This is a genomic window from Mesorhizobium sp. P2_D6 (genome assembly GCF_056404315.1).
The window spans coordinates 49,120-62,320 of record NZ_JBFUEG010000011.1 but is presented as its reverse complement, the minus strand read 5'-3'; the positions used below and the strand labels follow the sequence as shown (position 1 = coordinate 62,320).

Below are 13,201 nucleotides of genomic sequence, written 5' to 3'. Positions count from 1 at the left end.
TCGTCACCCCAAATCAATGCCTGAAATCAGTATAGGGTGCCGTTTGTGAAGGATTGTTGTGGCTCCGGCAAGACGAAGATGGCCCAGATCAATACAGCGGCGTTGCCATGTGCCGGGGCGTCGGCCATTCCGTCGTGACGCCCGGCTGTACCGGCCGTTCGAGATAGGTCGACAGCACGACATAGCTTCGCGTCGAGGTTACGCCGGGCGTTTCGTAGAGACGCGCCAGCAGGCCTTCGAGCGCCCTGGTGTCCTCGGTGCGAACCTTGAGCAGCATGCAGGTATCGCCGGCCACCGAATGGATCTCCTCGACCTCAGGATATTGGGAAACGGCCATCAGCTCCGGCGTCTTGCCCCAGCCCTTGGTATCGATATGCACGAAGGTGAGCAGCGGCTTCTTCACCGCCTTGGGGTCGATGATCACCGCCGTGCCGCGGATGGCGCCGCTGCGCCGCAGCCGCTTCACCCGTTCATGCGCCGCCGGGGGCGAAAGGCAGACCCGCTCGCCGAGTTCGGCGTAGCTGACCGTGGCGTCGTCGACCAGCACGCCTAATATTTTTCGGTCGATCACGTCCAGCTCGCGGGCGACAGGCTTGTTCTGCAGAACACCATCTGTTTCTTCATCCATATCGAAATTCCTTGTTGTCGCGGAATTTAATTCGGCCACTATGCCCCTATGACGAACGCGCATCAAGCAGCAACGCTCCCAACAACAGCACCGATCCCGGCGCTGGCCTATCTCCTGACCGGCTGTATCGCCGTCATTGGCTCGAACTCGCTGGTTCTGGGTCCGATCGCCCCGGCGGTGGCAGCGTCCTTCGGCACCAGCGTGCCGGCGGTGATGGCCGCGTCGGCTGCCTTCGGCCTCGGCACTTCGGCCAGCGCTTTGTTCCTCGCCCGCTATATCGACGGCGTCGGCGCCCGCCGCATGCTGCAGGGCGCGCTGCTGTTGCTGGCGGTTGCACTTCTAGCCAGTGCGCTGGCGCCGACCGTGATCGCGCTGGTCGCGGCCCAGGCCGTTGCCGGCATTGCCGCCGGCGTTGCCATGCCGGCAATCTATGCCAGTGCGGCGGCGATCGCGCCGCCCGGCCGCGAAAGCGGCACGATCGGTGTCGTGCTGACCGGCTGGACGGTCTCCATGGTCGCCGGCGTTTCGCTGTCGGCCGTGCTCGCCGACCTCGTGCACTGGCGCGCCGTGTTCGCGGTAGTCGCGGTGCTTTCAGCAATTGCGCTCGCCGCTCTGTCGATGACCTCGCTCAGCGACGTCAGGAAGAGCGGCCCGGCGCCGACGCCGTTCGGTGCGCTCGCCATTCCCGGCATCGTGCCGCTGCTCATCGCCTGCACCGCCTTCATGACCGCCTTTTACGGCGTCTACGGCTATCTCGGCGATCATCTGCACCAGGATCTCGGTGAGCCCGTCAGCGCCAACGCGCTCGCCGCTCTCGCCTATGGCGCCGGCTTCGGCACGGCGGCCTTTCTCGACGGCGTCATCGACCGCATCGGCGCGCGACGCGTCATGCCTTTCGCCTATCTGCTGGTCGCCGCCGTCTATGTCGCGATTGCGCTCGCAAGCAACAATTTCGCGCTGATCCTGGCCATGATCGCCATATGGGGCCTTGCCAATCATTTCGGCCTGAACGTGCTGGTGATGCGCCTCACCGCGCTCGATCCGTCGCGCCGCGGCACCATCATGGGCCTGAACAGCTCGGTCACCTATCTCGCGGTCTTTATCGGCACCACCAGCTTCGGGCCGCTTTATTCGACATTCGGCTTTGCCGCCTGCGCGATCGTCGCGGCCTTGCTGATGCTGGTTGCAGCCGGGGCCGGGACATGGCGTTCGCCCGTCAGGGCGTAAGCGGCGGCGGCAAAGCTTGCGTCCTGGTCCTGTCCTTCGCTAGAGGTTCGGCTCACCATGCGAGCCGTATCAGGATGAACACGACGCTTGAGACCACCGCCGATCCCTCGCCAGAGGAACTCACCTTTTTGGCCGAGCGGCTGACTGCGTTCAATGACGGCGATGTCGGCGCCTCCGGCCGCAAAGCGCTCGCCGTCTTCGTGCGCGACGAGGACCGCGCCGTCGTCGCGGGCATTTCAGGCTACACCGCCTGGGGCTGGCTCTATGTGCAATGGCTGTGGGTCGACGAACGCCTGCGCGGCCAGCATGTGGCCGGCGACATGCTGGATGCCGCCGAGCGCGAAGCGCTGGCGCGCGGCTGCCAGAACGCCTGGATCGACACGTTCAATCCGACGGCCGCCAAAGTCTACGAGCGACAGGGCTACCGGCCTTTCGGCACGCTGCCGGACTTTCCGGCCGGCCGCAGCCGCATTTTCCTGCAGAAAAGGCTCGCTTAAGCTGCCAGTCGTCCGCCTTGCATCGGCCGCGGTACACCGGTGGTACTGGGGAAGCTGATCGGCAGGCCGCGCAAAACGCGCACCGCGAGAAAGGCAAAGCACTCGGCTTCGACCGCATCGCCCTTCCAGCCCAGCGTTTCGGCCTGCACCACCTCGACGCCGGCGCGGCGGTTAAGCATCGCCATCATCGTCGGGTTGTGGCGGCCGCCGCCACTGACCGCCAGCCGCTTCGGCCGGCGCGGCAGCAGGTCGAGCGCCTTGCCGACGGCCGAGACGGTGAAGGCCGTCAGCGTCGCCGCGCCGTCCTCGGCGCTGAGGCCGTCGGCCATCGCGGCGCCGAAGTCGAAGCGGTCGAGCGATTTCGGGTAGGGCTTGGTCAGATACGGATGCTGCAGCAATCTGGCTAAGCGTGCTTCATCGACGGTGCCGGCCGCACCCAGCCTGCCGTCGCGGTCCATCTCGCCGAGACCCTTCGCCTTGATGAAATCGTTGAGTGGCGCGTTGGCCGGACCGGTGTCGAAGGCGACGACATTGTCCTTGCCGTCCCACCAGGTGATGTTGCCGACGCCGCCAAGATTGAGCACCGCCGTGTCGCCGCTCGCGTCCGCTTCCCTGAGCAACGCGGCGTGATAGGCCGCCGCCAGCGGTGCGCCCTGGCCGCCGGCGCGCACATCGGCCGAGCGGAAGTCATAGGCGACCTTGGCGCCGAGGATCGAATGCATCAGTTCGCCATCGCCCAGCTGGCGCGTGTCGCCGCGCCGTCCCGGCTGCGGGGCGCGATGCAGCACGGTCTGGCCGTGAAAGCCGACCACGCCGATATCGGTCATGGTCAGGCCGTAGCTCTCGACAAGGTCCTTCACCGCCGCCGACTGCGCCCGCGTCAGCGCCTCTTCTGCCTCGCGAAAGATCGCCGGCTCCGGCCCGTCGAAATTCCACGCCCTGGCCTGGCGCAGCGTCTCTTCCAGCAGGCTGCGAATCTCTGCGGGGTAGGGGGCCAGCGTATAGGTGCCGAAATCGGCGATGCGCTCGCCGTCCGTCTTGATGAGCGCGACGTCGATATTGCCGTCAAGCACGGTGCCGGTCATCAGGCCGACGGCCCAGATTGGTTCCATGGTCGTTTTTCTCGAATCGTCGTTGAACCACGTGTCCAACGGATCGGCCGGGCGGGCAAGTCTTTTGGCCCTGTTGGTCAAGGCAAACGTTTCGGGATTTGAACTTTCCGTGACGTTTGCGCTGCCCCTCACCTGCCTGCCGGCATCCTCTCCCCGTATAGTGACGGGGAGAGGGGCGCTCTCATTGATGATTTCGCCAATTTCCAACGTTGCAAAAAGGGCGCCGAGGCTGCGGTCAGCCCTTTCTCCCCGTCACTATACGGGGAGAAATGCCCGGCAGGGCAATGAGGGGCGGCGCTGACATCGGCCACCTGTCCGGGGCGATTGCTTTGGATCCTGATGGTATGCCGGCAGCCTTTTTCGCCGAACAGCGAAAATGGAGCAACGCCGTTCTTGTCTCTTGCCGCTCAAGACGCCAGCTATGGGACGAGCGACATCGGCATATGCCGAAGTCCGTACACAATCTCCAGGGAGAAACCACATGCCATCCGAAGTCGCAGTGATCGCCGGCGCGGGCGCGGGTCTGAGCGCCTCGCTGGCCCGCCTTCTAACCCGGGAAGGCTATCGCGTGGTGCTCGCCGCCCGCAACACGGCCAAGCTCGCGGCGCTGGTCGAGGAGACCGGCGCGCTGGCCGTCGAGACCGACGTCGCCGATCCTGCGTCCGTCGCCAGCCTGTTCGAGGCGGCTGACAAGCAAGGCCCGCTGGCGCTTGCCGTCTTCAATGCCAGCGGCCGCACGCGCGGCCCGATCGCCGAGGTCGATGCCGATGCGGTCAAGCAGGCGCTGCTGGTCGGCGCCTATGGCGGCTTCCTGGTCGGCCAGCAAGCGGCGCGGCGGCTGCTGGCACGCGGCTCCGGCTCGATCCTGTTCACCGGCGCCTCCGCCAGCATCAAAGGCTTTCCCAACTCGGCCGGCTTTGCCATGCCGAAATTCGGCCTGCGCGGCCTGGCGCAGTCGATGGCGCGCGAACTCGGGCCGAAAAACATCCACGTCGCCCATTTCATCATCGACGGCCAGATCGAGCCGGTTGGAAAGAAGCCCGAGCGGCCGGACAGCCAGCTGTCGCCCGATGCGATCGCGCAGACCTATCTCGCAATCCATCGCCAGCATCGCAGCGCCTGGAGCTTCGAGGTCGAGCTGCGGCCCTTTGTCGAGACATTCTGATCGGTTAGGCAGGGCCGTTCTCGCGAACGCGAAATCTTTGAGAGAATATTCCCGGCTTCGTGTTTGAGAAGAAATGCGATTCTTTGATCCGGCAGAGAGCATTGCCGATGATATCGTCAAGGCTTGGTATTCCACCAAGTCGCAATGACTTCAGGATTACGAGGGATCGACAATGTTCGAACGCGGAAACGCTTCCAATTCTCTTCTTTTTTCGGCCATCGGCCGGCGAGCTGCCCTTGCGGCACTTTTCGCCTCTGCCGTCACACTTGTCAGTCTCGCCCAGCCGACGCCATCCTTCGCTGGGGACAAGAAGTCGATCAAGGTCGGCATCATCAGCGGTGAGGATGAGGATGTCTGGCGCGTCGTCGTCGCCCAGGCCGCCGAAAAGGGCCTGACCGTCGAGACCGTGGTGTTCAACGACTACACCCAGCCCAACGAGGCGCTCGAGCGCGGCGAGATCGACGCCAACGCCTTCCAGCACCAGCCCTATCTCGACAACCAGATCAAGACGCAGGGCTATCACATCGTGCGCGTCGGCTACACCGGCGTCTGGCCGATCGGCCTCTATTCCAAGAAATACATCAAGGTTGCCGACCTGCCCGAAGGCGCCGTCATCGGCCTGCCCAACGACCCTTCCAATGAAGGCCGCGCGCTGCGCGTCTTGCAGAATGAAGGCGTGATCAAGCTGAAGGATGGCACCGGTATTCTGGCGACGACCGCCGACATTGCCGAGAATCCGAAGAAGGTCGTCATCAAGGAGCTCGATGCCGGCATTGTCGGGCGCTCGGTCGAGGACCTCGACGCCGCCGTCGTCAACACCGACTGGGCGCTGAAGAGCGGTCTCGGCCCCGACAACCGTATTGCCCAAGAGCCGGTGGCCGACAATCCCTACCGCAACTTCATCGCCGTCAAGTCAGGCAATGAGAACGAGGCCTGGGTGAAGACGCTGGTCGCGTCCTACCAGAACGAGGCGGTCAAGGCCGAGTTCGACAAGGTCTACAAGGGCACCGGGATCAGCGCCTATTGATCGGCGCCTGGCTTTCAGGAGCAGGCGGCCCGCTTTTGAGCGGGCCGCTGTCGCATTTGAGCGCCGCTAGAGCAATTCCAGGAAAAGTGTGCGCGGTTTTCCGACGGAATTGCGTAAAAACAAAGAGATAGACGGTTCGCCGTTTTCATAAAAACGGTGAAACGCTCGAAAACGGACAGTGAGATGAACCAGCACGTCACGGCCGCAACGGCCGATCCGGTCCACATATCTGCCGCCGGGCAGGAGGATGTCGTCCGCCTTGTCGACCTGAAGCGCCACTTCGGCGCGACGCCTGCGCTCGACGGCGTCTCGCTGACGGTGAAGAAGGGCGAGATCCTCGGCATCATCGGCCGCAGCGGTGCCGGCAAGTCGACGCTGATCCGTTGCCTCAACGGGCTGGAGCGGCCGGATTCCGGCGATGTCTTCATCGAGGGCCGCGAGATCGGCCGGCTCGGCGAGCGTGATTTGCAGCCGCTGCGGCGGCGCATCGGCATGATCTTCCAGCACTTCAACCTGCTGTCGGCCAAGACAGTCGAGGACAATGTCGCGCTGCCGCTGAAGATCGAGGGCCGTCCCAAGGCAGAGCGTCTGGCGCGTGCTGCCGAACTGCTCGACCTCGTCGGCCTGTCGGAGAAGGCCAAAGCCTACCCGTCTTCGCTGTCGGGCGGCCAGAAGCAGCGCGTCGGCATCGCCAGGGCTCTGGCCGCACGGCCGGCGCTGCTGCTCTCCGACGAAGCGACATCGGCGCTCGATCCGGAGACGACACGCTCCATCCTGGCCTTGCTGAAAGACATCAACCGCCAGCTCGGCCTGACGATCCTGCTCATCACCCACGAAATGGAGGTGATCCGGTCGATCGCCGACCGTGTCGCCGTGATCGATGCCGGCCGCATTGTCGAGCAAGGCCCGGTGTGGTCGGTCTTTGCCGAGCCGCGTTCCGAAATCACCAGGAGCCTGCTCGGCGGCATCCGCCCGCAACTGCCGGCCGAGATTGCCGGTCGGCTTGTTCCGGGTGACGGTGCCGAGCTCATCCTCAGGATCGACGTTGCCGGCGAGGCCGCGCGGGGCCCACTGCTATCAGATCTCGCTGTTGCGGTGCCAGGTCCATTCCGCCTCGTCCATGGCGGCATCGACCATGTCCAGCAGCAGCCTGTCGGCACGCTGTTCGTGGCAGTGGCGGGCAATGATGCCCGCCATCTCGCTGAAGTAATCGCTTTCCTGAAGGCCCGCGAAGCGCGGGTGGAGGTGCTTGGCCATGTCGCCGGTTCTGTTTGAGCTTCTGCTGCGCTCGATCTGGGAGACGGTCCTGATGACCGCCGCCTCCGGTCTCATCTCGCTGGTCTTCGGCCTGCCGCTCGGTCTGGCATTGATTGCCACCGAGCGCGGCGGCATTGCTGAAAACATCTGGGTGAACCGCGCACTCGGCGCCGTCATCAACGGCTTTCGCTCGGTGCCCTTCATCATCCTCTTGGTGGCATTGATCCCGGTGACGCGGCTGATCGTCGGCACCTCGATCGGCACCTGGGCGGCCATCGTGCCGCTGTCGATCGCCGCCACGCCCTACTATGCCCGCATCGCCGAAGTCTCGCTGCGCGAGGTCGATCGCGGCCTGATCGAGGCGGCGCGCGCCATGGGCGGCAATCGCTGGACGATCATCCGCGAGGTGCTGGTGCCGGAGGCGCTGCCCGGCATCGTCGCCGGGTTCACAGTAACGCTGGTGACGCTGATCGGCGCCTCGGCCATGGCAGGCGCCATCGGCGCCGGCGGGCTTGGCGATCTCGCCATTCGCTACGGCTACCAACGCTTCGAGACCAGCGTCATGATCGCCGTGGTCATCGTGCTGATCATCCTGGTCTGCGGCATCCAGTGGGTCGGCGATCGGCTGGTCGCAAGGCTGGACCGCCGCGGGTGAGCGGCCGCGAACATTGTTTGCCGGCAGGCTGCCAAAGGCAGCGCCGGCTTTCTTCATTCGCCTCGAGATTGGACTGCGCATTGCTTTGATTGGACCAGCCTGCGTGCCACCGTGAAAGCGGGGCCCGGCAAACAAGGAGCTTGACCATGCCCAGGATCGTACCCGTGCTCGATCTCAGCCGTCTCGAACAGGGCGCTTCCGAGCAGCGAACGTTTCTGTTCGATCTGCGCACGGCCGCGCGCGACGTCGGCTTCTTCTATTTGACCGGCCACGGCATATCGGCTGCCGACACCGCCGAGGTGCTCGACGCCTCGCGACGGTTCTTTGCCTTGCCGGAAGCCGACAAGCTGGCGATCGAAATGGTCAAATCCTCGCAGTTTCGCGGCTACACCCGCGCCGGCGGCGAGCTCACCAAAGGCAAGGCCGATTGGCGCGAACAGCTCGACATCGGCGTCGAACGCCCGGCCATCCCGCAAGGCCCCGGCGTGCCTGCCTGGACGCGGCTGCAAGGGCCAAACCAGTGGCCGGCGGCACTGCCCGAACTGAAGCCGGCGCTGCTGGCGTGGCAGACCAAGGCGACCGCCGTGGCGATCCGCCTGCTCAGGGCCTTCGCTCTGTCGCTCGACCAGGCCGAGGACGCCTTCGATCCGATCTACCGCGATGAACCCAACCATCGCATGAAGATCGTTCGCTATCCCGGCCGCAACGCCACCGGTGACGATCAGGGCGTCGGCGCGCACAAGGATGGCGGCTTCCTGACGCTCCTGCTGCAGGACGATACCAAGGGCCTGCAGGTCGAATATGACGGCAGCTGGGTCGATGTCGATCCGCTCCCCCATACGCTGGTGGTCAATATCGGCGAACTGCTCGAACTAGCCTCGAACGGCTATCTCCGGGCGACAGTCCACCGTGTGGTGACGCCGCCGGCCGGTGTCGAGCGGATTTCGGTTCCGTTCTTCTTCAGCGCCCGGCTCGACGCCACCATCCCGCTGCTCGACCTGCCGGAGGAACTGGCGGCTGAGGCGCGCGGGCCAGCCAGCGATCCCGACAATCCGCTGTTTCGCAACGTCGGCACCAATGTGCTGAAAAGCCGCCTGCGCTCGCATCCCGACGTGGCGCGCCGGCACTATGCCGATCTGTTGGAGACAGGCGCCTCAGCCGGCTGAAATCGTCGAAGACGAGAAACGAAATTTCTGAATCTCGCGTTGTTTTAGAAAGCCGTTCGTCGTCAACCGCTGCGAATGCGCGCATATAGGAATTATCGTTCGGCGGTCTCCTCCCATTCCGCTGGACGGTGTTCCCCTCTGAAGGTTCTTGACCTTCTTTTTGGCCGGGCCGCTTTCGCGCCCGGCCTTTTTCTTTGTTCAACGGCCGACAACCGGGTTCGACACGCATCGTCGCTCGAGAACGATGCGGCAGTCTCTTCAGTCAAATTTAAAACGTTTGCATTTTGGCGAAAGCCAATTACAAACGTTTCAAACACTTCGTTCGGGAGGAACGATTGCCACCGCGCGTCACCACGCTGAAGGAGCTTGCGGCGAGTCTCGACCTGTCGATCACGACGGTGTCGCGCGCGCTTGCCGGGCATGAGCAGATCGCTTTGAAAACCCGCGAGCGGGTCGCGCAGGCGGCACGCCAGGCCGGCTATGTCCCCAACACCGCAGCGCGCACGCTTGTCTCCGGCCGCAGCGGCTTCGTCGGACTGGTGCTGCCGGTCAGAGGCCCGAATCTGGTCGATTCCTTCCTCGGCGAGTTCGTCACCGGGCTCGGCGAAGGGCTGGTGTCGCATGGCGCCGACCTCATCCTCGCCACTGCGGCCCTTGGCCATTCCGAACTGTCGGTGCTGCGCCATGTCGTCGAATCCGGACGCGCCGACGGCGTCGTCGTCACCCGCATCGCCGAGGTCGACGAACGGCTCGCCTATCTGCGCGAGCGTGGCTTTCCCTTCGTCGCCCACGGCCGCCTGCTCGACAGCGACTTTGCCTACCACTGGCTCGACACCGATGGCGCGCACGCCTTCGGCGAGGCCTTCGACATGCTCTACGATCTCGGCCATCGCCATTTCGGCCTGGTGACGATTTCCGAGCCAATGACCTTCCGGCATCTGCGGCAAGATGGCCTTGCCGCCGCCATCGGCCGCCGCGGCGACCCGTCGGTGCGCCTCGACGTGGCGACGGCGCCGCGCTTCGATCGCGGCGCCCGCATCCAGGCCATCAATCGCATGCTGCAAGGCACGGACCGGCCGACAGCTGTGATCGCTCTGTTCGACGAGTTGGCGCTGACAGTGATGGAGGAGGCGGCCCGCGCCGGTCTCAGCGTGCCGCGCGACCTCTCGGTCATCGGCTTCGACAATGTCGTGGCTTCCGCCTACGCGCCGCCCGGCCTCACCACCTTCGACGCCTCGATCCGCCAATGCGCGCGCGAGATCGCCGACATGCTGCTCACCGTCATCGCCGAACGGCCCGCCGCGCCGCTGACGCGGCTGATCCGGCCGACGCTGGTGTCGCGGGCGAGCCACGGCCCAGCACCGCAGACAAGAAGCTGACGTCGCAACGACGGCGCATACCCAGGGAGGAAGACCATGATGAAGATGTTGAGGACATTGGCGGGCGCCGCGCTGGCGCTGTCGTTTGCCGCCGGCGGCGCACAGGCGCAGCAGGTGCTGTTCTGGTCGACGCAGGCGCGCCCGGTCGAGGAAACCCAGAAGATGCGCGACGCGGTGCTGAAAGGCTTTGACGGCGCCGTCGACTATCAGGTCGCCGAGGACGGTCCCTGGCTTACCCGCCTGCAGGCCGAACTGCAGGCCGGCACCGGCACGATCGGGTTGCTTGGCGGCCTGCATGGCGACTTCTCCACCGTCGGCGCCAACCTTGTCGATCTGTCCGCTGTCGATGTCGGCGGCGTCAAGGTCAACGAGGCCTACAAGAAGCTCGGCACGCTCGGCACCGGTGAGCAGAAATACATGCCGTGGATGCAGGCCACCTATCTGATGGCGGCCAACAAGCAGGCGCTGCAATATCTGCCGCAAGGCGTCGATCTCAACACCATCACCTACGACCAGTTGATCGAATGGTCGAAGAACATCGCCGAGAAAACCGGCTCGCCGAAATTCGGTTTTCCCGCCGGCCCGAAGGGGCTGAAGCACCGCTTCTTCGAAGGCTTTCTCTATCCGTCCTACACCGGCTCGATGGTGACCAAGTTCCGTTCGCCGGAGGCCGAGACCGCCTGGAACAAGTTCAAGGAACTCTGGCAGTACACCAATCCGAATTCGACCAACTATGCCTTCATGCAGGAGCCGTTGCTGTCGGGTGAAGTGTGGGTGGCGTTCGACCATGTTGCGCGGCTTGCCGATGCCTTCAACCAGAAGCCGGACGAGTTTGTCGCCTTCCCGGCGCCTGCGGGTCCTGCCGGTCGCGGCTTCATGCCGGTGGTTGCCGGTGTCGCCATCCCCAAGACCTCGCCGGATGTCGACAAGGCGAAGGCGCTGGTCGCCTATATGCTCAAGCCCGAGACGCAGATCGCGACGCTGAAGGCGACCAATTTCTTCCCGGTCGTCGACGTCAAGCTGCCCGACGACATGCCGGCCTCGGTCAAGGCCTTCGGCCCGGCGATCGCCACCATGACCGGCGCGCCCGATGCGCTGCCGGCGCTGTTGCCGATGGGGCTTGGCGATCTCGGCGGCAAGTTCAACCAGGTCTACACCGACTCCTTCGAACGCATCGTGCTCGGCGGCGAGGACGTGCATGGCGTGCTCGAAGGGCAGGCGACAGCGCTCAAGGCGATCATCGACCAGGCCAAGGCGCCCTGCTGGGCGCCCGACAAGCCGTCCGAAGGCGCTTGCCCGGTAGACTGAATCCTCCCGAGGGCCGGGGCGTCCGGAGTTTGTTGCACTCCGGGCGCCCAAACCGCACCACTTCGCCGCAAAGGACACCACCATGCACGGCAAGGCTCTGCCCTATCTGCTGCTGATGCCGGCGACCTTGTTCCTGTGCGTCTTCTTCCTCTACCCGTTCGTGCTGGTCGCCTTCGAGGCGCTGACCCGCGACGGTGCCTTCACCCTCGACAATTTCCGCGCCATGGCCGGCAGCTGGAAATTCCCGGTCACGGTGCGCAACACGCTGTTGCTGGCAGCCATCGTCGTGCCGATTCAACTGGCCATGGCGCTGCTGATGGCCTCGGTCGTGTCGCGGCTGGAGACCGGGCGCAGTGCAGCGCTTTACATTTTCGCCATCCCGCTCGGCATTTCCGATCTCGCCGCCGGCCTGATCTGGCTCGCCATCTTCGACCAGTCGGGCTTCCTCAACACGCTGCTTTCCCATCTTGGCGTCGTCGACAGACCGATCATGTTCCTCGGCTATCAGAGCAAGCTCACCATCTTCATCGCCGTGGCGCTGGCCGAGATCTGGCGTGCCACCGCCATCATGATGGTCATCCTCGTCGCCGGCATGGGGCTGATCCCCAAGGAATATTACGAAGCCGCGGAAGTGTTCGGCGCCGGCCCGTGGAAGCGTTTTGTCCGCATCACGCTGCCGCTGCTGCGGCCGAGCCTGCAGACGGCGATCATCCTGCGCGTCATCCTCGCCTTCGAGGTCTTCGCCGTCGTCGCCGCCCTTGGCGGCACCAATCTGCCGGTGCTGATGGGCGAAACCTACAATTGGCAATTCACGCTGCAGGACCGCAATGTTGCCGCCGCTTCGGCACTGCTCATTCTCGCCATCTCGATCGGCTTCACGCTGTTCTTCCTCAGGGTGCTACGCGTGCCCAAGGAGGCGCGCATATGAGTGCGGTCACGCAAACCCCAGCCGCCGCAAGCGCCGATGCCCGCAAGGCCGGCGACTGGCTGCTGATCGCCACCGTCATCCTGCTTGGCGTCTGGGTACTGCTGCCGATCTATCTCCTGATCGTCAACGCGCTGTCGTCGCCCGAACAAGTGACCGCCTTCCCCAAGCGCTTCTTCCCGTCTTTCGATACCGGCAGCCTGTCGTTCTTCATCAATTTCGCCGGCGTCGCCAGGGCGCTGTGGAACTCGGTTCTGGTCGCCACGCTGACGATGATCCTGTCGATCGGCTTCGGCGCTCCAGCTGGCTACGCGCTGTCGCGCTTCGATTTTCCGGGCAAGGGCACGTTCCGTTTCCTGGTGCTGATGACGCGGGCTTTTCCGCTGCCGCTGCTGGCGCTGCCGCTGGCGGTGATGTTCATCCGCACCGGCCTCGACGACACCGCGATCGGCCTGGCGCTGGTCCACACCACGCTGGCACTGCCCTTCGCCGTGCTGATCACCTTCTCGCTGTTTTCCGGCATTCCGGTTGAGCTCGAGGAGGCCGCCTGGACGCTCGGCTGCACCAGGCTGCAGGCGTTTCGCAAGGTGATCCTGCCGCTGGCGCTGCCCGGCATCGCGGCGTCGGCGGTGTTTGCCTTCACCATCTCCTGGAACGAGGTGTTTGCCGCCGCCGTGCTCACCATCGAGAACCGCACGCTGACCGCTTTCCTTTTGCAGAGTCTCGGCGAGTCGCCGCTCTATCTCAAATTCGCCGGCGGTGCGGCGCTGGTCGTGCCGGCGCTGATCTTCATCTTCGCCGTCCGCAAATATCTGTTCGCCATGTGGGGGATCGCCAACCGATGACACGCGACAC

At 64.7% G+C, this 13,201-nt stretch carries 13 protein-coding genes; 11 read left to right on the top strand and 2 right to left on the bottom strand.

What is annotated here, in order from left to right:
* Window positions 1-88: 88 nt before the first annotated feature.
* Window positions 89-628: an Lrp/AsnC family transcriptional regulator gene (locus tag AC1D1L_RS22420; protein WP_477343636.1), complete on the bottom strand. Its 540-nt coding sequence runs from the start codon at window positions 626-628 to the stop codon at window positions 89-91.
* 48 nt (window positions 629-676) lie between these two features.
* On the opposite strand from AC1D1L_RS22420, the gene AC1D1L_RS22415 reads away from it, so the two are divergent.
* Window positions 677-1,855 carry an MFS transporter gene (locus AC1D1L_RS22415; RefSeq protein WP_477343635.1) on the top strand — a complete coding sequence of 393 codons (1,179 nt, stop codon included), beginning with the start codon at window positions 677-679 and terminating at the stop codon, window positions 1,853-1,855.
* Between the two features lie 74 nt (window positions 1,856-1,929).
* Window positions 1,930-2,352, top strand: a complete 423-nt coding sequence (locus AC1D1L_RS22410) for a GNAT family N-acetyltransferase (protein ID WP_477343634.1) — start codon at window positions 1,930-1,932, stop codon at window positions 2,350-2,352.
* Here AC1D1L_RS22410 and AC1D1L_RS22405 read toward each other — a convergent pair.
* Window positions 2,349-3,464: an anhydro-N-acetylmuramic acid kinase gene (locus AC1D1L_RS22405; RefSeq protein ID WP_477343632.1), complete on the bottom strand. Its 1,116-nt coding sequence runs from the start codon at window positions 3,462-3,464 to the stop codon at window positions 2,349-2,351. The genes AC1D1L_RS22410 and AC1D1L_RS22405 overlap by 4 nt on opposite strands.
* A 481-nt stretch (window positions 3,465-3,945) precedes the next feature.
* Here AC1D1L_RS22405 and AC1D1L_RS22400 point away from each other — a divergent pair, with 481 nt between their 5' ends.
* The 9 genes from AC1D1L_RS22400 to AC1D1L_RS22360 all read left to right on the top strand — a co-directional run bounded on the left by AC1D1L_RS22400 (window position 3,946) and on the right by AC1D1L_RS22360 (window position 13,191).
* A complete protein-coding gene (locus tag AC1D1L_RS22400; protein WP_477343631.1) occupies window positions 3,946-4,629 on the top strand; it encodes an SDR family NAD(P)-dependent oxidoreductase in 684 nt (227 codons plus the stop codon).
* A 172-nt stretch (window positions 4,630-4,801) separates the two neighbouring features.
* Entirely contained in the window at window positions 4,802-5,656 is an 855-nt protein-coding gene (locus AC1D1L_RS22395; RefSeq protein WP_477343630.1) for a MetQ/NlpA family lipoprotein, read from the top strand.
* A 183-nt stretch (window positions 5,657-5,839) separates the two neighbouring features.
* A complete protein-coding gene (locus AC1D1L_RS22390) occupies window positions 5,840-6,931 on the top strand; it encodes a methionine ABC transporter ATP-binding protein (RefSeq protein WP_477343629.1) in 1,092 nt (363 codons plus the stop codon).
* Entirely contained in the window at window positions 6,912-7,568 is a 657-nt protein-coding gene (locus tag AC1D1L_RS22385; protein ID WP_477343628.1) for a methionine ABC transporter permease, read from the top strand. Before AC1D1L_RS22390 ends, AC1D1L_RS22385 begins: the two co-directional genes overlap by 20 nt.
* Window positions 7,569-7,714: 146 nt before the next feature.
* Complete coding sequence (locus AC1D1L_RS22380) at window positions 7,715-8,734, top strand: isopenicillin N synthase family dioxygenase (protein ID WP_477343627.1); 1,020 nt, start codon at window positions 7,715-7,717, stop codon at window positions 8,732-8,734.
* Window positions 8,735-9,069: 335 nt separating this feature from the next.
* Window positions 9,070-10,113, top strand: a complete 1,044-nt coding sequence (locus AC1D1L_RS22375) for a substrate-binding domain-containing protein (RefSeq protein ID WP_477343626.1) — start codon at window positions 9,070-9,072, stop codon at window positions 10,111-10,113.
* 36 nt (window positions 10,114-10,149) lie between these two features.
* Window positions 10,150-11,421 carry an ABC transporter substrate-binding protein gene (locus tag AC1D1L_RS22370; RefSeq protein ID WP_477343624.1) on the top strand — a complete coding sequence of 424 codons (1,272 nt, stop codon included), beginning with the start codon at window positions 10,150-10,152 and terminating at the stop codon, window positions 11,419-11,421.
* A gap of 82 nt (window positions 11,422-11,503) precedes the next feature.
* Window positions 11,504-12,349 carry a carbohydrate ABC transporter permease gene (locus AC1D1L_RS22365; protein WP_477343623.1) on the top strand — a complete coding sequence of 282 codons (846 nt, stop codon included), beginning with the start codon at window positions 11,504-11,506 and terminating at the stop codon, window positions 12,347-12,349.
* Window positions 12,346-13,191, top strand: a complete 846-nt coding sequence (locus AC1D1L_RS22360) for a carbohydrate ABC transporter permease (protein ID WP_352557226.1) — start codon at window positions 12,346-12,348, stop codon at window positions 13,189-13,191. Before AC1D1L_RS22365 ends, AC1D1L_RS22360 begins: the two co-directional genes overlap by 4 nt.
* Window positions 13,192-13,201: the final 10 nt, after the last annotated feature.